This window comes from Ruegeria sp. HKCCA5763 (genome assembly GCF_013034545.1).
GTDB lineage: Bacteria > Pseudomonadota > Alphaproteobacteria > Rhodobacterales > Rhodobacteraceae > Ruegeria.
This window is the reverse complement of the sequence record NZ_WQGF01000002.1, coordinates 68,471-91,846: the sequence shown is the minus strand read 5'-3', so window position 1 is coordinate 91,846 and position 23,376 is coordinate 68,471. Positions and strand designations below refer to the sequence as shown.

Below are 23,376 nucleotides of genomic sequence, written 5' to 3'. Positions count from 1 at the left end.
CTCACACCTCGTCGCTCATGCGTTTTCTTTTGTTCTACGCATGTTCACGTTTTGTGTCAACGGATTTGAGAACATCTCAGATCGGCAGGTACTGAACCGTTTCCCCGATTTCACGGGCGGGATCGTGCGGTTGTCGGACCAAAAGCGCATTTGCTTGAGCCAGAACGCTGAGAAGCGAGCTGTCTTGATCTGCAGAGGCTTCGATGCCCGTGTCGCTTAGAACTGCGCGCATGTAGTGCTCTCGCGGTCCGTTTTCCGACAAGGGAGCCGTGAGCAGCGCTGTACGGAAAGTCGGAACCACGTCGTCCAGGCCAAGCATCAGGCGCACCATCGGTGCTAAAAACAGATACCCGCACACCATGGCGCTGACCGGGTTGCCGGGCAAGCCCACAATAGCCGTTTCGCCGATACGACCGGCCATCAGTGGTTTTCCGGGACGCATTCGGATCTTGTAGAACGACCGCTCCATCCCCAAACCCTGCGAGACATCTGCGACAAGGTCATAGTCACCAACCGAAGCGCCACCGATTGTGACGACAAGATCGGCCCCGTGCGCCAAGCCAAATGCAGTTTCAAGCGAGGGAACGGTATCGCGCGCAATGGGCAGAACGCGTACCGATGCACCCAGACCTTCAAGCAGCGCCTGCAAACCGAATGTGTTGGAGGCAATGATCTGATCTGGGCCCGGCTCTTCTCCGGGCATCACCAACTCGTCGCCGGTGGAGATAAGTGCAATCACCGGTTTGCGCGCAACCGTAACGCGGGGAGTGTTCATTGCGGCCATAAGAGCCACATCTTCGGCCCGGATCAAACGTGGTGCTGAAATGGATGTGCCGATTTCAAAATCTACGCCAGCTGGCCGGATATTGGTTTTGGGGCCGGGTTCGTCGGTGATCGTGATCAGGTCACCACGTCGATCTGTGTCTTCCTGAATGATCACAAAATCCGCGCCCTCGGGCACTGGCGCACCGGTGAAAATGCGCACCGCCTGACCGGGACCGACCTGGCCATCAAAGCGATGGCCAGCCGCGGATTCTCCGACCACCTTGAACATGGCGTGCAGCTCAACTTCGGCGGCCTTTACGGCATATCCATCCATCGACGATGCCGCGAAGGGCGGTTGGTTCCGCCCCGCCACAACATCCCGCGCCAATACACGCCCGGCGGACTGTGCCAGAGGAACCTCTTCCGAAGGTAAAACCCCCACCAGATCGAACAGCAGGGCGCGCGCCTCTTCGACTGTGATCATTTCGCCTCGTAACGCCCTGATTTACCGCCATCTTTCAAGAGAACGCGGATTCCGCCAATCTCCATCGCCTTATCGACGGCCTTTGTCATGTCATACACTGTCAAAGCCGCGGTTGAGACTGCGGTTAGGGCTTCCATCTCAACACCGGTCTGTCCCGAGGTCTTGACCGTGGCCTCGATCTGAACACCCGGCAAATCAGGATCAAGGGTCAGTTCAACCGCCACTTTGGTGATTGGAAGAGGGTGACACAACGGGATCAAGTCGGGCGTCTTCTTTGCGCCCATGATGCCCGCCAGACGGGCGATGCCCAGAACGTCGCCCTTTTTCGCGCGGCCTTCAGAAATGATTTCAAAGGTTTCCGGCTCCATCCTAATGTGCCCGGCAGCAACGGCGACACGGTCTGTCACGTCTTTGTCCGACACATCGACCATATGCGCCTGACCTTGAGCGTCAAAATGGGTCAGCGGCATCACATCACTCCGGGGATCAGAGGGTTGGACAGGATATGACGCGTGGCGGCTTCAACATCATCCTGCCGCATCAGGCTTTCACCAATCAGGAAGCACCGTGCACCATAGCGCGCAATGTCCTTCAGATCATCCGGTGTTCCCAGGCCGCTTTCGCAAACAATTGTGCGGTTCGCTGGTACCAGCTTGGACAGGCGTCGCGTGGTGTCCAATGTTGTCTCGAAGGTCTTGAGATTGCGGTTGTTGATGCCGATCAACGGGCTTTTCAACTGGGTGGCTCTTTCCAGTTCCGCTTCGTCATGCACTTCGATCAGAACATCCATACCCCAATCAAAGGCAGTTTGTTCCAGTTCAGCCGCCTGATCATCACTGACCGAAGCCATGATGATCAAAATGCAATCGGCGCCCAAGGCGCGGGCTTCGATCACCTGATAGGGGTCATACATGAAATCCTTGCGCAAAGCGGGCAGCGAAGTCGCCTCGCGTGCCTGCGTCAGATATTCCTTTGCGCCCTGAAAGCTTGGGGTGTCGGTCAGCACGGACAAACACGCAGCACCACCATCCTCATAGGCTTTGGCCAGTACAGGCGGGTCGAAATCCGGACGGATCAGACCCTTGGACGGGCTGGCTTTCTTGACCTCGGCAATCAGGCCATAGCCTTGCCGCGACGCGGATTGCAAAGCTGTGGCAAAGCCACGGGTTTCCGATGCGGCCCGTGCTTCGCTCTCCAGTGTTTCCAGGGATTTCTGTGCTTTGTCGGCTGCGACCTCTTCCAGTTTGTAGGCTTTGATCTTGTCCAGAACGGTTTCGGTCATGCGGCTTCCTGTGTCTTGCGTGCCAGAGCGGCGATTTTTTCTTTGGCTTTGCCGCTGTCGATGCTTTGGGCGGCCATGGCGACACCGTCGCGCAGATCGCTTGCCGCTTCGGCGACGACCAAAGCGGCAGCCGAATTCAACAGTACTGCATCGCGATAAGCGGATGGGGCACCGTCCAACAGAGCGCGGAATGCGACGGCGTTCTCTTCTGGTGTGCCGCCGATAATGTCTTCGAACGGATGTACCGGCAGACCTGCGTCTTCGGGGTGCAGTTCGACCTCTTTGATCGTGTCATCTTCCAGCGCAGCGACCCAGCTGATTCCCGTGATCGTGAGTTCATCCGTCCCGTCCGATCCATGCACCAGCCACGCGCGGTCTGATCCCAGCAGACCAAGCGTTTCGGCCATTGGTCGGATCAGGTCGCGACTGAACGCGCCGGTCAATTGCCGCTTGACGCCTGCGGGGTTGGTCAGGGGGCCAAGGATGTTAAAGATTGTACGCGTGCCCAGTTCCTGGCGTGATGGCATTACGTGGGCAATGGCCGGGTGATGCATCGGTGCCATCATGAACCCAATTCCAACTTCTTTTAGAGCATCTTCAACAACTTGGGGACCAACCATGACGTTGATGCCCATCTGACCCAGGGCATCGGCTGCTCCTGATTTCGAACTGAGGTTCCGATTGCCATGCTTGGCAACGGTGACACCGGCACCGGCAACCACAAAAGCCGTCGCGGTCGAGATGTTCAGTGTGCCTTTGCCGTCGCCGCCTGTGCCCACGATGTCCATCGCTCCGTCCGGAGCTTTGACGGCGTTGCACTTTGCCCGCATCACAGCGGCGGCAGCGGCGTATTCATCGACGGTTTCACCACGTGTGCGCATGGCCATCAAAAGCCCACCGATCTGGCTGGGCGTGGCTTCGCCATCAAACAGGATGGCAAAGGCTTTTTCAGCTTCGTCACGAGTCAATGGACGATCGGCCGAAGCTCCGATCAGCGGTTTCAGCGCGTCGCTCATGCGGGGACTTTCAGTTCTTGTAGGAAGTTCTTGAGCAGGGCGTGTCCATGCTCGGAGGCGATGGATTCCGGGTGGAATTGAACGCCATGTATGGGCAGTTCCTTGTGCTGCAGCCCCATGATGGTGCCGTCTTCCAATTCAGCCGTGATCTCAAGACAGTCGGGCAGGGATTCACGCTCAACAATCAGCGAATGATAGCGGGTCGCTTCAAAGGGTGAGGGCAGACCAGCAAAAACACCTTTTCCGATGTGTTGCATCGTGCCCATCTTGCCATGAACAATCTCGTGACAGCGCACTACTTTGCCGCCAAAAACCTGACCGATGGTCTGATGCCCCAAACAAACCCCCAGCAATGGTGTTTTGGTTTCTGCGGCGGCTTCAGTCAGCGCCAAGCAAATCCCGGCCTGATCCGGGTCGCAGGGGCCGGGGCTTAGCAGGATACCGGCGGGGTTCATAGCCATCGCTTCCTGTACATCAAGCGCATCATTTCGGCGAATAACCATTTCGGCACCAAGTTCGCCTAAATAATGTACCAAATTGTAGGTAAACGAGTCGTAGTTGTCGATCAGCAGCAGCATATGGGCACTTATCTTCACTTGGGCATTTCAGGCTGGCGATGCAGCCCCGGGCCACGGTATAATGTCCGCACATACATGCTCAGGCTTGGGCGGCAGCGTCAAGAGGACATACCGTTTCTGACGCGTTCAATTGGCCGAGCGCCACACCAGATGGCGCAGAGCTGGACGAGGCAGAGAAAAGAGGCGAAAGGCAGAAAAAATGGGCGGATTTTTCGGAGGAATGGTCGCCGGGGCGATCGTTGTTTTGATCCTGGGCGTGATCGTGTCGCTCAAGACGCCGATGGTCAATACGCCGGTTGTTGTAACCGAAGCACCGGCTCCGGTAATTTCCGAAGCACCTGAAGCACCGACTGAGGTGGCCGAAGCGGTTTCCGATGCCGATGTGGTGGAATTGGCTCCGCGTGGGCTGGAAGCCGCCGATGACTCAACCGAGGATCTGGCTGACTTGTCCGGGCTTGAATCGTCTTCGGACACGCAACCAGAAGTGGGCGCAGCGGCTGAGGCCGTGGACCAACCAGAGGCCGCGGTTGCGACTGAAGTGTCAGTTGTGACCGAAGCGCCTGCAGCGCCGCCAGAACCCAGCCTTGCACCTGCGGCTCCGCAGGACGAGGCAGAGCCAGCCGTAATCGACGATACACCGACCCCTCCCGTGGAAGAGCCCCAGACAACCGAAGTCGCGCTTGTCGAGCCGGAACAAGACCCATTGCCTCAAACGACGGTGGACACTGAAGAGGTAAATCCGTTTGAAAGCAGTCCGATTGCGGTGGAAGGGGATGAAGAAATTCTTCCGCGCAAGTTGCCGCGTATCGCGGTATTGCCGCAGATCGGCGGCGAACAGGAAGTACCAGTCAGCTCAACGATTGGAAAACGCGTTGTTCCTTTGACCGAACGGGATGATGAGCCAGTGGTCGAGCAAGCCTCGGCAGAAGAAGCGGCACCAGCGGACAAGCCGATCGAACGCTATGCCGCGAAGTTCGAAAACCCCGAGGCCAAGCCCTTGATGTCCATCATTCTGATCGATGATGAGGGCGCGTTTGGTGTCGAAGCGCTGCAAGACTTTCCCTATCCAATCAGCTTTGCCGTTAACCCGTCCGATCCTGATGCGGCGGAAAAAATGGCGCGGCACCGCGCGGCCGGGTTCGAAGTCATGGCGCTTGCTGATTTGCCTGAGGCCGCAACCGCTCAGGACGCCGAGGTGTCCCTGTCGGTCTGGCTGGATACTCTGCCCGAAACCGTTGGTATTCTGGAAGGGGTAGACAGCGGCATTCACGGCAATCGCAAGTTGGCCGATCAAGTTGCGGAAATTGCTGCCGGAACTGGCCGGGGATTGATCACGCAGGACAATGGGTTGAACACCGTTCAAAAACTCGCGGCCCGAAACGGAACTCCTTCAGGTGTCGTGTTCCGTGACATCGATGGTGCGCGTCAGGATCCGAAGGTCATGCGTCGTTTTCTGGATCAGGCCGCGTTCCGCGCCGGGCAGGAAGGTGCTGTAGTCATGTTGGGGCGGGTCCGTCCCGAAACGATTTCAGCATTGTTGCTTTGGGGGTTGGAAGACCGTGGCAGCCGCGTCGCCATGGCGCCGATTTCTGCGGTCATGATGAAACAGGTACAGTGACTGGCATAAAACAGAAAATGAGGGCGGCGATCTTTTGATCTGCCGCCCTTTTGCGTTTAGCTGTTTCCGTTTCCGGTGAAACGCGCGGCATCCGCCGCAGCGCGTCGTATCGCGTTGGATTTATGGACGGTTTCCATGAATTCGGCTTCTGGATCGCTGTCATAAACAACGCCGCCGCCCGCCTGAATATAAAGCGTTTGATCTTTCACAATTGCGGTGCGCAGCGCGATACACATGTCCATGTCGCCGCCCGCGCTGAAATACCCCACGCCACCGCCATAGACGCCGCGTTTTTCGGGCTCCAACTCGTCGATGATTTCCATCGCGCGCACTTTGGGCGCGCCAGACACTGTGCCCGCTGGCATCCCGGCAAAGAATGCGTCAAGCGCGTCTTTGTCTTCGGCAAGTTCACCCACCACGTTTGACACAATATGCATTACGTGGCTGTAACGTTCTATGATGAACTCTTCAGTCGGGCGCACCGTGCCAATCTTGGCCACGCGTCCGGTATCGTTGCGGCCCAGATCCAGCAGCATCAGGTGCTCGGCCAGCTCTTTCTTGTCGGCCAGCAGATCCAGTTCGTTTGCCTTGTCTTCTTCCGGCGTCGCGCCACGGGGGCGGGTGCCGGCGATGGGACGAATGGTGACTTCACTACCGAACACGCGCACCAAAATCTCGGGGCTGGCACCGACGACCTGAAAACCACCGAAATTAAAATAGAACATGAAAGGCGACGGGTTGGTGCGCCGCAACGACCGATAAAGCGCAAAGGGTGGGAGAGGAAATTCCTGCGTCCAGCGCTGCGCGGGGACAACCTGGAAAATATCACCCGCGCGGATGTATTCCTTGGCCTTTTCAACGGCTTCCATATAGCCGGACTTGGTAAAGTTCGACACGGGCGGTGAAACTTCGCGCGCGTCCCCAAGATCGCGGGTTTCCGCAGGCATCGCACGTTCCAGATCGCGAACCGCATCCATCACACGTTCGGCGGCTTGTGCATACGCAGCCTTGGCGGATTGACCGTCGCTGGCCCAAGCTGGTGAAACCACGGTCACTTCGCCTTTAACACCATCCAACACGGCGATGACGGAAGGGCGCAGCATAATCGCATCGGGCAGGCCCAGAGGGTCAGGGTTTACGTCTGGCAGGTATTCCACCAGCCGGACCATGTCATAGCCCAAATATCCAAACAGCCCGGCTGCAGCCTGAGGCAGGTCATCCGGCAGGTCGATGCGGCTTTCGGCCAGCAAAGCGCGCAGGTTGTCCATCGGGTTGCCGTCTTGGGCCGAGAACGCCTCGGAATCGAACCGGGCAGAGCGGTTCAACTCGGACGCGTCACCGCGACACCGCCAGATCAGGTCGGGTTTCATACCGATGATCGAGTAACGGCCACGAACTTCGCCGCCGGTTACGGATTCCAGCATGAACGCATCTTTCTGTGCGCCCGTCAGCTTGAGCATCAGTGACACGGGCGTGTCCAGATCAGCGGCAAGCCGTGTGTAGACCACCTGATTTTCGCCCGCTTCATAAGCGCGCGCGAAGGTGTCGAATTCGGGTGTCAGTGCCATTTCGGTCTCGTTTAAAAGCTCGATTGCACGGCATTCAGCGCCTGTTGGTCGACGACCGGGCGCGCGCGTGTCTGTGCATCGCGCACATAAGCGTTGAAAATATTCTGTGACAGGGCCTGATTCATCTGAGCGGAAAGGGCTTCACGCAGTTGGCGAAGCTCGTCTGTATCTGCCGGAGGCAGAACTTCATCCAGGCGCACCAGCAACGCTGCACTGTTGCCACCAATGACACGCAATTCGCCAGGTTCCATCTGGAACACTTCGTTCATGAAATCCGCAGGAACGTCATCCAGAAACGCCGTGCGGGTCAGGGCATTTTCAACACGGAAGGGCAGGCCGGTGGCTGTAAAGTCACCATCTGTTGCAAGCTGTGTCAGAACCGCATTGGCCCGTTCTTCCAGCGCCTTGTTTGTTTCGGCCTGAAGCCACGCGGCGGCCACGCGATCACGCGCGCTGTCCAGCGGCTCGGGGCGACGCGGCAGCACCTCGTTCAGGCGCAGAGCAAAGATCGACCCATCTTCGAGGAATGCGATTTCCGGGAAATCACCTTCCTGCACAGCTTCGGCTGCGACGCGGAACCCGTCATAGGCCGCGACATCATCCACGCTTTCGCGGGTCCAGTCGATCTGACCCAGCTCCATTTCGGTCTCATCCGCCAGTTCTTCCAGTGTAGCGCCGCCAGCAAGCATGTCGTTGATATCTTCGGACTGCGCCTCGATCAGGCGGCGCGCACGCTCGGCCGCCAGCTCTTCCCGCAAGGCCGGTTCAGCTTCTTCGAAGGGCACATTGTTGGCTGCCAGAGATCCGTTGATCCGGAACAGGGCCGGACCAAATACCGACGGCAAGGGTCCAACAACAGCATCCAGATCGGCCGCAAATACAGCATCCGCTGCTTCGCCCAGATCCTCACGTGTCACGTCGCCCAGATCGATGTCGTTCAATTCGAGATCGCGGTCGCGGACCAGCTGTTCAAAGGTAGTGCCACCCACCTCAAGCTGGGCTTTAGCTTCGCTTGCAGCTTCCTCGTCCGGGAAATTCAAGCGCTCAACCAAGCGGCGTTCAGGCTGGTTGAACTCAGCAGACCGGTCGTCATAGAGCGCGCGCAGGGCGTCCTGATCCACCTCGACACTGTCGATCAGCATCGCAGGGGACAGGATCGCATAGGTCAGTTGCTTGGTGCGGGGCAGTGTGAACAGAGCACCGTTTTCATCATAATAAGCCTGAATCTGCGCCTCGGTCGGATCGGCAATCGAAGATTCCAATGCTTCGGTCCCGACGGTGGCCACCGTAAAGCTGCGCCGAGCGCCGATGTAGTCCGTCATCGTATCCGTTAGAGTGGCTGGCATTTCGACGCCGCCCATGATCGCGCCCTGAACGATCGTACGCGCCGATTCCTTACGCAAATCAGTTTCGAACTCGGAATCGGTCATGCCGATCTGTTCCAGCTGAAAAAGATAGGCTTCACGGTCAAAGCTGCCGTCCACACCCTGGAAGGCCGGGATCGCGACGATGTCTTGCTGTAGGTTCTCGTCCCCGATGGAAATACCCAGTTGGCCGACTTCGTTGTCCAATGCCGCCAATGCCGTCAGACGGGCCAGGGCATTCTGATCAAGCCCCAACTCGCGTGCCTGCGACATCTGCAATGGCTGGCCGGTTTGTGCCTCAACCGCGCGGATTTCGCGCTGCAACTCGCGCACATACTCATCGACCGAGATGCTTTCGTCACCCACATGTGCGACGGTTCGGACCGTACCGCTGAGATTGGTGGCGCCAAATCCCGCAAGGCCCAGCATCAGCAGGCCCATCAGAATCCAGACAAAGGTTTTAGAAAGACTTTTAGCGCCTGCGGCCATGGTGCCCTCTTGTTATTGCGGCAGCGTTCTGCCCTGTCGGTTGCGGCCCTGAATACGACGCACACCGCCGAGGGGCAAGCTTAGAAGGACAGGCCCTGCAACCGGTCGAACAATTGACCCAATCCCGCACGGTCCAGATTGGCGAATGCTACACGGACTTGCCGTTTTCCAGCGGGGTCATGGGCGGGCATGAACATGGTGCCGGGCAACAGGAGCACGCCTGCCTCAGTCACCAAACGGCGTGCCAATTCGTCTGACGGCATATTGAAAGGGTGTTCGAGGTAAGCAAAATACGCCCCAAGCCCCAAAAGACGCCATCCTTGGGCCTCAAGGGCGGGCATTCCATCTTTAATTGCGGCTCTGCGGTCGAGAATTTCGTCTCGTTCACCCGCAAGCCATTGTGATAGGTTCTGCATCCCCCAAAGGGCTGCAAACTGGCCGATTTGGCCAGGGCAAATGGCAACAGTGTCGAGGAATTTCTCGACCTCGGCCAGAAGAGAACGGCTTGTGGCTATCGCACCAACTCGGTGGCCTGTCAGGCGATAGGCTTTAGAGAAGGAATAGAGATGAACAAGCGTCTCATCCCAAGCCGGTTGTTGGAACAGATCGTGGGGCGGGCCGCTGCGGCTATCGAAATCGCGATAGGTTTCGTCCACGATCAGGCGAAGACCGCAGTCGCGTGCAAGGTCAAAAAACGCGCGGACCAGATCGGAAGGGTATTCCACGCCGCCGGGGTTGTTCGGCGTGACCAGGGCGATGGCGCGTGTTTTTTCGGTAATCAGAGCGCGCGCCTTCTCTGGATCGGGTAGCAGGTCATCTCCGGTTGGGAGGTCCACAGCCTTCACCCCAGCCATGTCCAACCACATTTTATGGTTGAAATACCATGGCGTTGGCAGAATCACTTCATCATCCTCATCGGTGATTGCCGAGATCACGGCCGAGAATGCCTGATTACAGCCCGAGGTGATGGCGGTCTGAGACGCGTCAACGCGCCCGGCGTAGTGCGCGCTGATCTGGGCCGCCAATTCTGTGCGAAGATCGTCGTTCCCCAAGACCGGCCCATATAAATGCGCGTTGTCTTCCTGCACGGCAAAATCTGCCATTGCCTGTCGCAGAGCAAGCGGAGGCGGGTCAACCGGCGCGGCCTGGCTGACATTGATCAGTGGGCGGTCTGCAGGAAAGTTGACACCTTCGACCCATCGTCGCGCCTCCATCACCGGAGGAGGGAAAGTGGCGCTTGTGCGAGTCTGGGTCATGGTGTGCCAGTCTTTATGCGAGGCTCCGCCTCACGCTTCTAAGTATTTGAGAGCAGAAAAGAGGTTAGTCTGTCCCACGATAGGGTTCGACATATTGCAACGCCATGTCCCAGGGGAAGAAGATCCACGTGTCCTGACTGACCTCGGTGATGAACGTATCTACCATCGGGCGGCCCTTGGGTTTCGCATAAACCGTCGCGAAATGCGCGTTGGGGTACATTTTGCGGACCAGTTCCAGTGTTTTACCGCTGTCTACCAGGTCGTCGATGATCAGAACGCCAGTTCCGTCGCCCATCAGATCCGCGTCGGGTGCCTTCAAAACTTCGGCCTCGCCTTGTTCTTGATGGTGATAAGACCGCACGCTGATCGTATCGACGGTGCGGATGTCCAATTCGCGGCTGACGATCATCGCGGGGGCCATACCGCCGCGCGTGATAGCCACCACTGCGCGCCAGGCACCATTTTCAGGGCCTTGCCCGTCAAGCCGCCAAGCCAAAGCGCGCGAATCGCGATGGATTTGATCCCAGCTGATGTGAAAGCCTTTTTCGTGGGGCAGGCGGTCTTTGGCACTCATGATATCAGCCCTTTTCCACGTCGGGTGCATCGACGGCCTTCATGCCGACAATGTGATAGCCCGAATCCACGTGCAGGTTTTCTCCGGTCACGCCGCTGGACAGATCCGACAGCAGGTAAAGGGCTGACTTGCCCACATCGTCGATGGTCACGTTGCGACGCAGGGGCGAGTTATATTCGTTCCACTTCATGATATAGCGGAAATCGCCGATGCCGCTGGCCGCCAGCGTCTTGATCGGACCGGCAGAGATCGAGTTGACTCGGATGCCGTCTTTGCCCAGATCCTCGGCCAGATACTTTACCGACGCTTCAAGTGCGGCTTTGGCGACGCCCATTACATTGTAATGCGGCATGACTTGCTCGGCACCATAGTAGGTCAGGGTGACGGCGCTGCCGCCTTCGCCCATCATCTTTTCGGCGCGTTGCATCACGGCGGTGAACGAATAGACCGACACATCCATGGTCAGTTTGAAGTTCGCCCGGCTGGTATCGACATAACGTCCGCGCAACTCATTTTTGTCAGAGAAGCCGATGGCATGAACCACAAAGTCCAGTTTGCCCCATTTTTCTTCCAGCGCGGTGAATAGCGCATCGATCGACGCCTCGTCGCTGACATCACAGGGCAGAACGATTTCACTGCCCAATTGGGCGGCCAGCGGGTCGACGCGCTTTTTCAAAGCATCGCCCTGATAGGAAAAAGCAAGCTCGGCCCCGGCATCGGACAAGGCGCGGGCGATTCCCCATGCGATTGATTTGTCATTGGCCAGTCCCATGATGAGGCCGCGTTTGCCGGCCATCAACTGATTTGACATGTGTGGTTCTCCGCCTGTCTTCGCGATGTGTTGAGTTGGTTTATGCCATTGGTAGCGTTGCTTCAAGGCCGTGCGCTCTTGCTCGCAGCGGGTTCTCGCCTTAGGTTCGTCTTTAATACTTTCCAGGGGATGGAAATGACCGAGCGTGATGGCATATTTGCTGGCTCCGATCCGTTTGAAATAGCGGGCCGGTGGCTTGCCGAGGCTGAAAAGACAGAATTGAACGATCCCAATGCGATCGCGCTGGCCACCGTCGACTCGGATGGTTTGCCGAACGCGCGTATGGTTCTGCTCAAGGAAATCGAAGCGGATTCTTTTGTATTTTATACGAACTACGAAAGCGCAAAGGCCACCGAACTGGATGCCGCCGGGAAGGCCGCATTTGTCATGCATTGGAAATCTTTGCGGCGACAATTGCGTGTTCGTGGTACAATCACCCGCGAAGATGGGCCTCAGGCGGATGAATATTACGCATCGAGGTCGCTGAAGAGCCGTTTGGGGGCCTGGGCGTCGAAGCAATCTCAACCCCTATCAAGCCGTACAGCCTTGATGGCTGAGGTGGCCAAGGTGACTGCTAAGCTGGGTCCGAATCCGCCCCGTCCACCGTTTTGGGGCGGGTACCGATTGACGCCTACTGAAATTGAATTCTGGGCCGACGGGGCATTCCGACTTCATGACCGGTTCAGATGGAAGCGTAATGAGCCGGGATCGGTATGGCATGTGGAAAGGTTGAATCCATGACGTTCACGTGTCGTGAAATGCAACAGACCGAAAATAAACAGTTTTTTCAGCTTGAAATTGCCTGCCATTCCCATAAACAACAAACCCTTAACGAACGGCTAAAATTCGCGATGGGAAAACCGTGCCAGAAGACCTGAACAATATGTATCGCGTCCGTGGACACGTTAAATGGTTCGATCCCGCCAAGGGGTACGGATTTGTCGTGTCCGACGAAGGTGGTCCGGACATCCTGTTGCACGTGAATGTGTTGCGCAATTTCGGCCAGAGTTCTGTCGCCGATGGCGCGGGGATTGAAATCATGACTCATCGCACGGACCGTGGTGTTCAGGCGGTTGAGGTCGTTGCGATTGATCCTCCGGAACGAACCGACTCGATGATGTTGGCCGATTTTGCCGAACTGGACCCGGTGGTTATTGCCGAGGCCCCGTTGGAAGCGGCACGGGTTAAGTGGTTCGACAAAGGCAAGGGATTCGGTTTTGCGAACGTCTTTGGTCGGGGCGAAGATGTCTTCCTTCATATAGAAGTTCTGCGCCGGTCAGGCCTCGCTGACCTTCAACCGGGCGAAGCGCTGGCCATGCGTGTAATTGATGGCAAAAGAGGCCGGATGGCAGCTCAGGTGCTGGCTTGGGAAGCCGCACTGGACGGCTGATTTCTCATGGGACGGTTTCTGACGCTTCTGACCCTGTTCTTTACGCTTTGGGCAGGTGGGGCGTTTGCCGCGTGTCGCGCTGATCAGGTTTCTTTGCGGAATGACGCGGCGACGGTACGATTTGACATCGAACTGGCGGTGACACCGCAAGAGCGTTCGCGAGGGTTAATGTTTCGCGAGTCACTTCCGAATCGATCCGGGATGCTGTTTGTTTTTGACCCGCCGCAACCCGTAGCTTTCTGGATGAAGAACACACTGATTCCGCTGGATATGATCTTCGTGGATCGAACTGGCACAGTTACACGGGTGCATGAGGGGGCGATTCCCGGTGATCTGACCCCAATCGAAGGCGGAGATTCCGTATTTGCAGTGCTGGAAATCAACGCCGGACTGTCCGCACGCTATTCAATTACGCCGGGCACGCAGATGCAGCATGAAATTTTTTCGCAAGGTCCTGCAATTTGGCCCTGTTAGGGCTTTTCAAATCAGATTGGCATCGTTAGGAAGGCGCACGGTCCGGGGCGTGGCGCAGTCTGGTAGCGCACCTGTTTTGGGTACAGGGGGTCGTAGGTTCGAATCCTGCCGCCCCGACCACTTCCTCAATATCATGAGGGCAATCCGCCCATGGCTTGAAACAGCCTGCTGATCGATTGATCCAGGGTGGGGCTTTCCAATGGCACTTCGACTATGGATCCGTCTTTCTGCGGAACTTCAAAGAACACGTTAGCATCCACGCGGTATCCCGCTGCGTTTTTGGTAGATGTTAAGCGCGTGACGCTTTGCGGCAGGTCCTGTGGATTGCCATCATAGTTCAGAATCAAAAAGGCGGATGCTTTTGCAGGCAGGATTTCGTAACACTCGAACTTCTGGTTTCCTGTTTTCTCAAAAGATTCCCCCGGCCCGGTACAACTGGTTTCGAAGCTTTCGAACAATCTTTGGGGATAGGTGTCAAACTGTGCGCTGCGTGATGCAATGGGCACATCTTGTGGTGCGCAGGCCACGATAAAGATCAGGATCAGGTTAAAGGCTAACAGCTTCATCAGGTTGGACCTTTTTAAAATCGAACGAACTGGCGACTCGTGAACGCGATGGGTTGCGAGGAAATGCAATTGATTCCCAACCAGCTTAATCGGCACCGTCTTGGTTGATCAAACACGGATAACTATGCTGGTAAAAACGGGAATTCGTTTTGAGACTTAAAGGTTTCGGCGGAATTTTGCCGTGGATGATCCTGTGGAGGAATCGCGCGCAATTGGGTGGCGGACTTGAAACGTTCTCAGGTCAACAAAAAAGATTTCAAAAAAGACGGAAAAAGGGCGTTGACCTTCTATGGGTTCATACGTCAAATTGTATGAGCCGAAGAGATTGCCACAATATCTGGTGTTCAAACTGGAAGAGGCAGCAGGCGAGGGTCGGAAAGCACATCTAATTTAAGTGCGCCGTTTTTGTGGTTTTTCCGCTGTCTTTGACAGCGAACGATACCCTTGTCCGTAAGACTCTGGGCGTTGTGGGCGGCACCCTGCAACACAAGATTTGGTGTCGGGAACTGAACATTGGGCGGAATTTAACCAGGGCTGCGGACATGAAGATTGAAAGAAAATTCACCAAACCAGATCAGGATGCCTACTCGGACCTGGATTTTGTGTCTGCAACGTCTGAAATCCGCAATCCGGATGGAACGATTGTTTTCCGTCTGGACAACATCGAAGTGCCCGCAAGCTGGTCGCAGGTGGCAAGTGATGTGATTGCTCAGAAATACTTCCGCAAGGCAGGTGTTCCCAGCAAGCTGAAAAAGGTCAAAGAAAGGGACGTTCCAGAATTCCTGTGGCGTTCGGTACCTGCCGAAGGTGCGGAGTTTGACGGAGAAATTTCGTCCAAGCAGGTGTTCGACCGTCTGGCAGGTGCATGGGCCTATTGGGGCTGGAAAGGCGGCTATTTCTCGGATGAAGAAGACGCGCGCGCCTATTTTGACGAGATGCGTTACATGCTGGCGACCCAGCGTGCTGCTCCGAACAGCCCGCAGTGGTTCAACACTGGTCTGCATTGGGCCTATGGGATCGACGGTCCGGCGCAGGGGCACCACTATGTAGACTACAAAACCGGCAAGCTGACGAAATCGAAATCCGCCTACGAACATCCGCAGCCGCACGCGTGCTTCATCCAGTCTGTCGACGATGATCTGGTGAACGAAGGCGGCATCATGGACCTGTGGGTGCGCGAGGCGCGCCTGTTCAAGTACGGCTCGGGCACCGGTACCAACTTCAGCCATCTGCGCGCAGAAGGCGAAGCGCTGTCAGGTGGCGGCAAATCTTCGGGCTTGATGGGCTTCCTCAAGATAGGCGACCGCGCTGCTGGAGCGATCAAATCAGGCGGGACAACCCGTCGAGCAGCAAAGATGGTGATCGTTGATGCGGATCACCCGGACATCGAGCAGTTCATCGAATGGAAGGTGATCGAAGAGCAGAAAGTGGCTTCGATTGTTGCCGGATCGAAGATGCACGAGAAGATGCTGAACGGTATTTTCGAGGCCATTCGTTCGTGGGACGGATCTGCTGACGACGCATATGATCCGAACGCAAACGACGCCTTGAAAAAGGCGGTGCGCGAAGCGAAAAAGGTTGCAATCCCAGAAACTTACATCAAGCGTGTTCTGGATTACGCCAAGCAGGGCCATGACAGTATTGAATTCCCGACCTACGATACAGATTGGGATTCCGAAGCTTACAGCTCGGTCTCGGGTCAGAACTCGAACAACTCGATCCGCGTCACCAATGCGTTCCTGACCGCTGTCGAAAAGGACGCCGATTGGGAACTGATCAACCGCACCGACGGCAAGGTCGCCCGCACCGTCAAAGCACGTGACCTGTGGGAAAAGGTCGGTCACGCCGCATGGGCCTGTGCCGATCCAGGCATCCAGTTTCACGACACAGTAAACGAATGGCACACATGCCCCGAGGACGGCGAGATTCGCGGCTCGAACCCGTGCTCGGAATATATGTTCCTAGATGACACGGCTTGTAACCTGGCATCGATGAACCTGCTGACCTTTCTGAAGGATGGTGAGTTCCAGGCAGCGGATTACATGCATGCCTCGCGCCTGTGGACTTTGACGCTGGAAATCTCGGTGACGATGGCGCAGTTCCCGTCCAAGGAAATCGCAAAGCTGTCTTACGATTTCCGCACACTGGGTCTGGGTTATGCCAACATCGGCGGTTTGCTGATGAACATGGGCTACAGCTACGACTCGGATGAAGGCCGTGCGATCTGTGGTGCGCTGACCGCGATTATGACTGGTGTGGCTTATGCAACCTCAGCCGAGATTGCTGGGGAGCTGGGACCGTTCAAGGGGTACGAGCGCAATGCCGACCACATGCTGCGCGTCATCCGCAACCACCGCCGCGCGTCGCAGGGGGTTACCGAGGGTTATGAGAAGCTGGCCGTGAAGCCAGTGCCTTTGGATCACGGTAACTGCCCGGACAAGCGTTTGGTCGATCTGGCCATGTCGGCCTGGGATGAAGCGCTGAGCCTGGGTGAGAAGAACGGCTATCGCAACGCACAGGCCACTGTGATCGCACCAACCGGCACTATTGGTCTGGTGATGGATTGCGACACCACCGGGATCGAGCCGGATTTTGCTCTGGTCAAGTTCAAGAAGCTGGCCGGCGGCGGCTACTTCAAGATCATCAACCGCTCGGTGCCGTCGGCGCTGGAAAAGCTGGGTTATTCCTCGTCTCAGATCGAAGAGATCGTGGGCTACGCAGTCGGCCATGGCACCATCGGCAACGCGCCGGGGATCAACCACACCTCGCTGACCGGTCACGGCTTTGGCCCCAATGAGCTGGCCAAGGTGGACGCCGCGCTGGAAAGCGCCTTCGACATCCGGTTCGTCTTCAACCAGTGGACACTGGGCGAGGATTTCTGCACCGGCGTTCTGGGCATTCCAGCGACCAAGCTGAATGACCCGACCTTCGACCTATTGCGCCATCTGGGTTTCACCAAAGCGGACATCGACGCAGCCAACGACCACGTTTGCGGAACCATGACACTGGAAGGCGCGCCGCACCTGAAGAAAGAGCACTACGCGATCTTCGACTGCGCCAACCCGTGCGGCAAGAAAGGCAAGCGTTTCCTTGGGGTTGATAGCCACATCACCATGATGGCGGCGGCGCAAAGCTTCATCTCGGGGGCGATCTCGAAGACGATCAATATGCCGAATGACGCGACCATCGAGGATTGCCAGAAGGCATACGAACTCAGCTGGTCGCTGGGTGTGAAAGCCAACGCGCTTTATCGTGACGGCTCGAAACTGTCGCAGCCTCTGGCAGCGGCGCTGGTCGAGGATGACGACGAGGCGGCTGAGGTGCTGGAAAGCGGCTCGACGCAGGAAAAAGCCGTTGTTCTGGCCGAGAAAGTGATCGAGAAGGTTGTGGTCAAAGAAATGATCCGCAGCCATCGCGAAAAACTTCCTCATCGTCGCAAGGGCTATACCCAAAAGGCAATCGTGGGCGGCCACAAGGTCTATCTGCGGACTGGTGAGTTCGAAGACGGCAAGCTGGGCGAGATCTTCATCGACATGCACAAGGAAGGCGCTGGCTTCCGGGCGATGATGAACAACTTCGCCATCGCCGTGTCGGTCGGCCTTCAATACGGCGTACCGCTGGAAGAGTTTGTCGATGCCTTCACTTTCACCAAGTTCGAGCCGGCTGGGATGGTGCAGGGCAACGACTCGATCAAAAATGCGACGTCGATCCTTGATTACATCTTCCGCGAATTGGCCGTGTCCTATCTGGATCGCACCGATCTGGCCCATGTAAAACCCGAAGGTGCGACCTTTGATGATCTGGGTCGGGGCGAAGAAGAAGGTGTGTCCAACATCTCGGAAATCAGTGAAAGCGCTGCGTCCAAGTCGTTGGAAGTGCTGAAACAAATCAGCTCGACCGGTTATTTGCGCAAACGTCTGCCTCAGGATCTGGCCGTGTTCAATGCGGGTCAGGCAGACTTGGGCGGTATGGCTGAAACGGCCGCTGCTTTCGAGGCACCCGTTGCGGAAAATGCTGTGGCCACGGGAATGGACGCCCGCACCAAAGCCAAGATGCAGGGTTACGAAGGTGACCCCTGCGGTGAATGCGGAAACTACACGCTTGTCCGCAACGGCACCTGCATGAAGTGCAACACCTGCGGCGCGACAAGCGGGTGTAGCTAAGTTTTAACGCCCTGGCACCCCGGGGCGTAGGGGTCGGACGCTGCCCTAGGTAACCGACCCCGACGAATACGGAGAAAGGACGTAAGACTTACCTGATGACCTTTCTCCACTCGGCTGACATGCCCGTGTTGGCCGGGAACAGGGTGGGGCGGAATATTTGCTCCCTCCCACTCTTTCACGGGGCGGGTGCGCTCGTCCCATGCGCAGTCCAGGCCGCAGGCAAAAAAACACCGGGCGGTCAACGATATGAGCCTGGAAGGCGAAACTGACAGGGGGCTTCGGCCCCCTTTCTTTTTTCGCGCGGTCGCTGTTCTAAGCGGTGTTTCGCCAGATCGTGCGCGGCGCGTGTGGCAAGACCTGCCGATACAGGTCTGGCGGAATTTTGCCCGGCGGCACTTTGCGATGCCGACTCGGTCAAACACGCAAGGATTGGCGCGAATCCCTGCTGGTCGCGCTATGCGGGTGACGTGGTGCGAGGCTATGTTGTTTCTGGGGCTTGTCCGGACAAAAACAAAACCAACCTATCAGGAGGCACCAAAATGAAACCGCAGTATTTGATTGGAATTTCCATCGCTGCTCTAACCTTGCCGGGACTGGTCTCGGCCCAATCTACAGCCGATGCCAATGGCGATGGCGTTCTGACCATCGAGGAAGTTCAGGCTGTCGTACCGAATGTAGACGCCGATACCTTCTCGGCGATGGATGCCAATGGTGATGGCGCGTTGGACGCTGACGAAGTCGCCGTTGCGCAAGAGGCAGGGCTGCTTCCGTCAAGCGATGGATAAATCCGTGGGTGGCCCGATTGGTTTCGGGCCGCCCTTCCGCCCACTAAGTGGGCAGATGAATTTTGAACTTTTCGCGCAGTTCCATGTCCAGCAGCGGATCGAACTTGGCCTCGGATGGCGCAGACAGAATTTCTTCCTTGCGCGCCGTTGCCTTGTCGATCAGGTCCGGTTTGCCAAGCTCGACCCATTCTTTTGGCGACGATCGATCTCCGAATGTGGGATAAACGTAGTCAGCTTGCATCCGGCTGAGCGTAGCTTCCGTTCCAAGATAGTGACCAGGGCCGCCCATGCAGACCTCGGCCATCTGGTCCAGAGCTAGGGTTTCATCGTTCACTTCGATGCCCCGTACGCAGCGCTGCGCCTGACCGATCAGGTCATCGCTGAGGATCAGGCTTTCAAAGCAGAAACCCAACAAAGAGGCGTGCATGCCCGCCGCTTCGTAGACCATGTTCAGACCGGACAGACCCGCCATCACGTTGGAACACATCTGCTCCCATCCGGCTTGCATGTCCGGCAGTTTGGAATCCGACGCTCCGGCTGCTGCTCCGCCGGGTAGGTTGTAGAACCGGTGCATCTGTGCGCATCCAGCCGTCAGCAACGCCTGTTCGCCTGACCCAATGGACATCGCACCTGTCCGAAGGTCCAAGCCAAAGGGCCAGGTGCCAAAAACGGCTGGTGCTCCGGGACTTACGGCGTTTACGTAAACCAGTCCGGCAAGGCATTCGGCGGTCGCTTGAGTGATGGCTCCGGCTATGGTCGACGGCGCTGTGGCACCGGCCATCCCGGCTGAAAGAAGCAGGACAGGCATTCCGGCCTTGATGCACTCCTCCATCACTTCGCAGCTTTCAGTGGCGAACTTCATGGGGGGAACCACAAAGCAGTTCGAATTCGATACAAATGGCCGCTCGCGGTACTTATCCTCACCACCCGCGATCATGTAGATCATCTCCATCGCGGGCGCGACGTGGCTGGGTTCCGTGAACGATGTCCCGATGTGTTTGAAAGTGCCGGAACAGCTGGCGTAGATCGTGTTCAGGTCCATTTCGAGGTTATCCACGATGTCGCGGCAAACCATAGGGCGTTGAACAAAGTGAATGTTATCAAGTTGTTGGCAGATTCGCGCGGCATCGTGTAGGTCCTGCACAGTTGAATCGCGGTATTCCCGCCCATGCACGTCGACCATGGACACGGCAGCGCCGGCAGTGCCGTAGTGAACTTTGGTGCCTGACAGCTCAAGATCGGTTTTTCCATCACGGCTGTACAATGTAACCGCGCGGTTAGCCTTGGCGATAGTGTCCTCGACCAAAGCGCGTGGAAATCTAATGCGTCCATCGTCCCCAAGGGTGCAGCCTGCATTTACAAGGTAGTCGATACCGCTTTGCGGGGCGTCAGCCAGACCGATGGTTTCCAGCGCGGTCAGTGCGGCCTCGTGAATACGTTCAATTTGTGCCTGCGTCAGAACATTTAGAACTCCGCCCTTCATTCCAGGGCGCACGGGGCGAAGATGGTCGGGCAGGGCCGTTGCGCGGGCGGCACGGCGTGCAGCGCGGCCTCCGCTGCGTGACGTGTTGCGGGATTGGTCGTTCATGTCTTGATCCGGTTGTTGAGTGATGCTTTGGGGTGCGGAATATCCCCTTACGGCCGTCCCCGAGCGGCACGTCCACGATCCGCACCAATGGTGCGGCTGATCAGGCTGATTTTCCAGTCGTGGTCTGTCATTCGGGTTCTCAACTTCTGGCCTGAGCCTTCCAAAACACTAAGACACAATCTGTCCTGTTTACGACCTTTGTTGGTTTTTGCAGCTCATCGTGACGGTTTACTGCGGGATAAAGGAGGATCGGGCAGATTTTCTCCCGTTTTGGAAGAATTCTGTTATACTGCATTCACTTACTTTTGAGTTTTGTGACCCTGGAATTGAATTCTGATGAAGCGAAACGCAGATTAGAATAAGTTTGCGTCTTTAGATCGAAACAAGAGCGACATAATTTTGTACCCATGCAAAAAACCTCTTTCTGTCCTGTTCGTGGCGACCTGTCTCGCCAGCGCAGGCCCGGTTTTTGCCGAAGATTGGACAGGTGGTTATGTGGGCCTCAGCTTTGGATATGCGGATGCGGATGGACCGGGCGGCTCCAGCGGTGATGACACCGCTTTTGGTGCGCATATTGGTTATGATCAGGACTTTGGGAATTTTGTCCTGGGTGGTGAGCTGGAATACAACCGGCTCTCGTTGGATTTGGGCTCGTCCCAAGGCAGTTTGGACAGCATGACTCGTCTGAAGCTGCGCGGTGGATATGATTTCGGCAACGCGCTTGGCTATGTGGTTGTCGGGGCGGCGCGGGCTGAAACCTCGGTCGACAGCGACACGGCAGCGGTTTACGGCATCGGCGTGGCGTACCCGATTGGAGAAAACTTTGTGATCAGCGGCGAGGCGTTGCGGCAAAACTTCGACGATGTCACCCGTTCCAGCGGCAGTCTGGATTCCAACGTTTTCAATTTACGAACAACGTTTCGTTTTTGAATACTATTCCGCAGCGTGACGCTGCGCGAGCTGTTCGGCAAAAGAGCACAGCGTTTTCAGTGCGCTAGCAAAACGGTTGTCTTCAACAGTCATGGCCACCCGAACATGCCCGGCGGCGGCTGAGCCAAAGCTTTCTCCGGGCATGACGGCAATGCTGTGCGTGTCCAACAAAGCATTGGCAAAACTTTCCCCGGACAACCCGGTCTTGCGCACGTCCAGCATCAGGTACATCGCCCCCTGTGCGGGCACCAGGCCAACGGTGGATTGATCCTGAAGAATCGCCACGGCCTGTGAACGTCGACGACGAAACGGTGCGGCGATCTTTTCCTCCAGCTCGTGTCCTGCGGTCAGAGCATAACTGGACGCGTCCTGTATGAAGCCTGGTACGCCATAGGTTGTGTGGGTGGCCAGATTGATCAGATGGGCGATGACCTCTTCGGGGCCGACAATCCAACCACAGCGCGATCCCGTCATGGCATGGGATTTGGACATGGAACCAATGACAAGCGTCCGATCCTCCATACCGGGTAGAGCGCGCGGCGACAGGTGTTCTCCCTGCCAAACCTGCGTGTCATAGACTTCATCCGAGATCAGCCACAGGTCGCGTCGCTGGCAAATTTCGGAAACGTCTTCAAGCGATTGGCGGGAATAAACAACCCCGGTTGGATTGTTTGGTGTGTTGATCAAAAGTGAAACAGCACCGTCAGCCGCAGCATCGATCCGTTCGGCGCAGGGCTGAAAGGCGTCTTCTGCTGCGGTCTGAATTGCGCGGGCAACTGCTCCGACCCCGCGAATCGTTCCGGGATAGGTGGCGTAATAGGGATCTAGGAACAGCCCCACATCACCGGGATCGCAAACTGCCATATGGGCCGCAAACAGTGCAGACTGGCCGCCGGGTGTGATCATAACGTTGTTGCGCGTTGTTGGGACGCCCGTCCGCGTTTGCACCCGTGCCGCCACTGTGTCGCGCAGAAGATCTGTTCCGGGCACCATGGCATAACCCGTATGTCCTTCGCGGGCCGAAAGGTCCATGGCATGCAGGATCGATGGATCGGTTCGGATGTCATGTTCGCCGATCGTCAACTCGGTCACGGCCTGACCTTCGCTCAGCATCCGTCGGGCCCGATAGAACACGTCCCAGCCGTCGCTGCCGCCGCCTGTAATCTGCGTGATGCGTTTAGACAGTTTCATACCACTGCTCCGGGATAGCTTTTGGCTGAATGGGACAGAGCGGCTGAGCTTTGTCAATCAGCTTCGCGGCGGCAATGTCGCTTGCAGCTTTTTAGTCAGCGATGCCCGGACAATGTCGTATGACACCGTCAGGCGGTGGCGCAGTTCCTCAGGATCAGCATCAAACGGAAGGCGCACCCAACTGCGGTGGAAATAGGGGGCTTTCACGCCCACACCGGCATCAATCACCATCTGGGCCGTTTCCACATCGGGTGTTTTGACGGAAACACCATCGTTCGCTGTACCGATGCAGGCAAACATCTTGCCACCGATTTTCCACGCATCGTGCCCGCCGCCCCAGGGGTCCGACAACGCGGCCCCGGGGAATTCCTTGCAAACCGTGTTGACGTAATCTCGGTCCATGATCCGCACGGTGACTGAGGCGACGTGCAAACTCAATACTTGGCTTGAGGATCAACCCGTGCTAACCGAAGGACATGAACCC

Annotated in this window: 21 protein-coding genes and 1 tRNA gene; 8 read left to right on the top strand and 14 right to left on the bottom strand. The window is 57.0% G+C overall.

What is annotated here, in order from left to right; genetic code table 11:
• Nucleotides 1–76: 76 nt before the first annotated feature.
• The 5 genes from glp to GOV89_RS04820 are packed head-to-tail and all read right to left on the bottom strand — an operon-like array spanning nucleotide 77 to nucleotide 4,125.
• Nucleotides 77–1,249, bottom strand: a complete 1,173-nt coding sequence (gene glp, locus GOV89_RS04840) for a gephyrin-like molybdotransferase Glp (protein WP_171237638.1) — start codon at nucleotides 1,247–1,249, stop codon at nucleotides 77–79.
• The gene (gene moaC / locus GOV89_RS04835) at nucleotides 1,246–1,719 is read right to left on the bottom strand and encodes a cyclic pyranopterin monophosphate synthase MoaC (RefSeq protein ID WP_171237637.1); all 474 of its coding nucleotides are present in this window, start codon (nucleotides 1,717–1,719) and stop codon (nucleotides 1,246–1,248) included. Before moaC ends, glp begins: the two co-directional genes overlap by 4 nt.
• Nucleotides 1,719–2,531, bottom strand: a complete 813-nt coding sequence (gene trpC / locus GOV89_RS04830; RefSeq protein WP_171173816.1) for an indole-3-glycerol phosphate synthase TrpC — start codon at nucleotides 2,529–2,531, stop codon at nucleotides 1,719–1,721. The genes moaC and trpC overlap by 1 nt, the downstream gene beginning before the upstream one ends.
• Nucleotides 2,528–3,547: an anthranilate phosphoribosyltransferase gene (gene trpD / locus GOV89_RS04825; protein ID WP_171173818.1), complete on the bottom strand. Its 1,020-nt coding sequence runs from the start codon at nucleotides 3,545–3,547 to the stop codon at nucleotides 2,528–2,530. The genes trpC and trpD overlap by 4 nt, the downstream gene beginning before the upstream one ends.
• The gene (locus tag GOV89_RS04820) at nucleotides 3,544–4,125 is read right to left on the bottom strand and encodes an aminodeoxychorismate/anthranilate synthase component II (RefSeq protein ID WP_171237843.1); all 582 of its coding nucleotides are present in this window, start codon (nucleotides 4,123–4,125) and stop codon (nucleotides 3,544–3,546) included. The genes trpD and GOV89_RS04820 overlap by 4 nt, the downstream gene beginning before the upstream one ends.
• A 199-nt stretch (nucleotides 4,126–4,324) precedes the next feature.
• Here GOV89_RS04820 and GOV89_RS04815 point away from each other — a divergent pair, with 199 nt between their 5' ends.
• Nucleotides 4,325–5,743: a divergent polysaccharide deacetylase family protein gene (locus GOV89_RS04815; RefSeq protein WP_171237636.1), complete on the top strand. Its 1,419-nt coding sequence runs from the start codon at nucleotides 4,325–4,327 to the stop codon at nucleotides 5,741–5,743.
• Between the two features lie 56 nt (nucleotides 5,744–5,799).
• Here the strand turns inward: GOV89_RS04815 and trpE are convergent, their stop codons facing one another.
• The 5 genes from trpE to fabI all read right to left on the bottom strand — a co-directional run bounded on the left by trpE (nucleotide 5,800) and on the right by fabI (nucleotide 11,805).
• Nucleotides 5,800–7,311, bottom strand: coding sequence for an anthranilate synthase component I (gene trpE / locus GOV89_RS04810; RefSeq protein WP_171237635.1), 1,512 nt, complete (start codon nucleotides 7,309–7,311; stop codon nucleotides 5,800–5,802).
• Between the two features lie 11 nt (nucleotides 7,312–7,322).
• Nucleotides 7,323–9,164, bottom strand: a complete 1,842-nt coding sequence (locus GOV89_RS04805) for a peptidylprolyl isomerase (protein WP_171237634.1) — start codon at nucleotides 9,162–9,164, stop codon at nucleotides 7,323–7,325.
• 80 nt (nucleotides 9,165–9,244) lie between these two features.
• On the bottom strand, nucleotides 9,245–10,420 hold the full coding sequence (locus GOV89_RS04800) for an aminotransferase (protein ID WP_171237633.1): 1,176 nt from the start codon (nucleotides 10,418–10,420) through the stop codon (nucleotides 9,245–9,247).
• A 64-nt stretch (nucleotides 10,421–10,484) separates the two neighbouring features.
• Entirely contained in the window at nucleotides 10,485–10,994 is a 510-nt protein-coding gene (gene gpt / locus GOV89_RS04795; RefSeq protein ID WP_171237632.1) for a xanthine phosphoribosyltransferase, read from the bottom strand.
• 4 nt (nucleotides 10,995–10,998) lie between these two features.
• Complete coding sequence (gene fabI / locus GOV89_RS04790) at nucleotides 10,999–11,805, bottom strand: enoyl-ACP reductase FabI (RefSeq protein WP_171237631.1); 807 nt, start codon at nucleotides 11,803–11,805, stop codon at nucleotides 10,999–11,001.
• 135 nt (nucleotides 11,806–11,940) lie between these two features.
• On the opposite strand from fabI, the gene pdxH reads away from it, so the two are divergent.
• The 4 genes from pdxH to GOV89_RS04770 all read left to right on the top strand — a co-directional run bounded on the left by pdxH (nucleotide 11,941) and on the right by GOV89_RS04770 (nucleotide 13,789).
• On the top strand, nucleotides 11,941–12,546 hold the full coding sequence (pdxH, locus tag GOV89_RS04785; protein ID WP_171173832.1) for a pyridoxamine 5'-phosphate oxidase: 606 nt from the start codon (nucleotides 11,941–11,943) through the stop codon (nucleotides 12,544–12,546).
• 142 nt (nucleotides 12,547–12,688) lie between these two features.
• Complete coding sequence (locus GOV89_RS04780) at nucleotides 12,689–13,195, top strand: cold-shock protein (RefSeq protein ID WP_174836485.1); 507 nt, start codon at nucleotides 12,689–12,691, stop codon at nucleotides 13,193–13,195.
• Between the two features lie 6 nt (nucleotides 13,196–13,201).
• Entirely contained in the window at nucleotides 13,202–13,669 is a 468-nt protein-coding gene (locus GOV89_RS04775; RefSeq protein ID WP_171237630.1) for a DUF192 domain-containing protein, read from the top strand.
• 43 nt (nucleotides 13,670–13,712) lie between these two features.
• A tRNA-Pro gene (locus GOV89_RS04770) sits at nucleotides 13,713–13,789 on the top strand.
• Nucleotides 13,790–13,800: 11 nt separating this feature from the next.
• Here GOV89_RS04770 and GOV89_RS04765 read toward each other — a convergent pair.
• Nucleotides 13,801–14,235, bottom strand: a complete 435-nt coding sequence (locus GOV89_RS04765; RefSeq protein WP_171237629.1) for a hypothetical protein — start codon at nucleotides 14,233–14,235, stop codon at nucleotides 13,801–13,803.
• A 542-nt stretch (nucleotides 14,236–14,777) separates the two neighbouring features.
• Here GOV89_RS04765 and GOV89_RS04760 point away from each other — a divergent pair.
• Nucleotides 14,778–18,398, top strand: coding sequence for a vitamin B12-dependent ribonucleotide reductase (locus GOV89_RS04760; protein ID WP_171237628.1), 3,621 nt, complete (start codon nucleotides 14,778–14,780; stop codon nucleotides 18,396–18,398).
• A 539-nt stretch (nucleotides 18,399–18,937) separates the two neighbouring features.
• Complete coding sequence (locus GOV89_RS04755) at nucleotides 18,938–19,183, top strand: hypothetical protein (protein WP_171237627.1); 246 nt, start codon at nucleotides 18,938–18,940, stop codon at nucleotides 19,181–19,183.
• A gap of 43 nt (nucleotides 19,184–19,226) precedes the next feature.
• Here the strand turns inward: GOV89_RS04755 and GOV89_RS04750 are convergent, their stop codons facing one another.
• A complete protein-coding gene (locus GOV89_RS04750) occupies nucleotides 19,227–20,771 on the bottom strand; it encodes a trimethylamine methyltransferase family protein (RefSeq protein WP_171237626.1) in 1,545 nt (514 codons plus the stop codon).
• A gap of 435 nt (nucleotides 20,772–21,206) precedes the next feature.
• Between GOV89_RS04750 and GOV89_RS04745 the strand changes: the two genes are divergently transcribed.
• A complete protein-coding gene (locus GOV89_RS04745) occupies nucleotides 21,207–21,701 on the top strand; it encodes an outer membrane beta-barrel protein (protein ID WP_348540099.1) in 495 nt (164 codons plus the stop codon).
• A gap of 3 nt (nucleotides 21,702–21,704) precedes the next feature.
• Here the strand turns inward: GOV89_RS04745 and GOV89_RS04740 are convergent, their stop codons facing one another.
• On the bottom strand, nucleotides 21,705–22,892 hold the full coding sequence (locus GOV89_RS04740) for a pyridoxal phosphate-dependent aminotransferase (protein ID WP_171234334.1): 1,188 nt from the start codon (nucleotides 22,890–22,892) through the stop codon (nucleotides 21,705–21,707).
• A gap of 57 nt (nucleotides 22,893–22,949) precedes the next feature.
• Complete coding sequence (locus tag GOV89_RS04735; RefSeq protein WP_171237842.1) at nucleotides 22,950–23,294, bottom strand: MmcQ/YjbR family DNA-binding protein; 345 nt, start codon at nucleotides 23,292–23,294, stop codon at nucleotides 22,950–22,952.
• Between the last annotated feature and the right edge of the window lie 82 nt (nucleotides 23,295–23,376).

What these genes read in the sequence shown, in the direction of transcription:
- trpE (WP_171237635.1), bottom strand. Translation starts at nt 7,311, where the DNA reads ATGGCACTGACACCCGAATTCGACACCTTCGCGCGCGCTTATGAAGCG.
- GOV89_RS04755 (WP_171237627.1), top strand. Translation starts at nt 18,938, where the DNA reads ATGAAACCGCAGTATTTGATTGGAATTTCCATCGCTGCTCTAACCTTG.
- GOV89_RS04760 (WP_171237628.1), top strand. Translation starts at nt 14,778, where the DNA reads ATGAAGATTGAAAGAAAATTCACCAAACCAGATCAGGATGCCTACTCG.
- glp (WP_171237638.1), bottom strand. Translation starts at nt 1,249, where the DNA reads ATGATCACAGTCGAAGAGGCGCGCGCCCTGCTGTTCGATCTGGTGGGG.
- pdxH (WP_171173832.1), top strand. Translation starts at nt 11,941, where the DNA reads ATGACCGAGCGTGATGGCATATTTGCTGGCTCCGATCCGTTTGAAATA.
- GOV89_RS04775 (WP_171237630.1), top strand. Translation starts at nt 13,202, where the DNA reads ATGGGACGGTTTCTGACGCTTCTGACCCTGTTCTTTACGCTTTGGGCA.
- GOV89_RS04805 (WP_171237634.1), bottom strand. Translation starts at nt 9,164, where the DNA reads ATGGCCGCAGGCGCTAAAAGTCTTTCTAAAACCTTTGTCTGGATTCTG.
- GOV89_RS04780 (WP_174836485.1), top strand. Translation starts at nt 12,689, where the DNA reads ATGTATCGCGTCCGTGGACACGTTAAATGGTTCGATCCCGCCAAGGGG.
- GOV89_RS04820 (WP_171237843.1), bottom strand. Translation starts at nt 4,125, where the DNA reads ATGCTGCTGCTGATCGACAACTACGACTCGTTTACCTACAATTTGGTA.
- trpC (WP_171173816.1), bottom strand. Translation starts at nt 2,531, where the DNA reads ATGACCGAAACCGTTCTGGACAAGATCAAAGCCTACAAACTGGAAGAG.
- trpD (WP_171173818.1), bottom strand. Translation starts at nt 3,547, where the DNA reads ATGAGCGACGCGCTGAAACCGCTGATCGGAGCTTCGGCCGATCGTCCA.
- GOV89_RS04740 (WP_171234334.1), bottom strand. Translation starts at nt 22,892, where the DNA reads ATGAAACTGTCTAAACGCATCACGCAGATTACAGGCGGCGGCAGCGAC.
- moaC (WP_171237637.1), bottom strand. Translation starts at nt 1,719, where the DNA reads ATGCCGCTGACCCATTTTGACGCTCAAGGTCAGGCGCATATGGTCGAT.
- GOV89_RS04765 (WP_171237629.1), bottom strand. Translation starts at nt 14,235, where the DNA reads ATGAAGCTGTTAGCCTTTAACCTGATCCTGATCTTTATCGTGGCCTGC.
- GOV89_RS04815 (WP_171237636.1), top strand. Translation starts at nt 4,325, where the DNA reads ATGGGCGGATTTTTCGGAGGAATGGTCGCCGGGGCGATCGTTGTTTTG.
- GOV89_RS04800 (WP_171237633.1), bottom strand. Translation starts at nt 10,420, where the DNA reads ATGACCCAGACTCGCACAAGCGCCACTTTCCCTCCTCCGGTGATGGAG.
- gpt (WP_171237632.1), bottom strand. Translation starts at nt 10,994, where the DNA reads ATGAGTGCCAAAGACCGCCTGCCCCACGAAAAAGGCTTTCACATCAGC.
- GOV89_RS04735 (WP_171237842.1), bottom strand. Translation starts at nt 23,294, where the DNA reads ATGGACCGAGATTACGTCAACACGGTTTGCAAGGAATTCCCCGGGGCC.
- GOV89_RS04750 (WP_171237626.1), bottom strand. Translation starts at nt 20,771, where the DNA reads ATGAACGACCAATCCCGCAACACGTCACGCAGCGGAGGCCGCGCTGCA.
- fabI (WP_171237631.1), bottom strand. Translation starts at nt 11,805, where the DNA reads ATGTCAAATCAGTTGATGGCCGGCAAACGCGGCCTCATCATGGGACTG.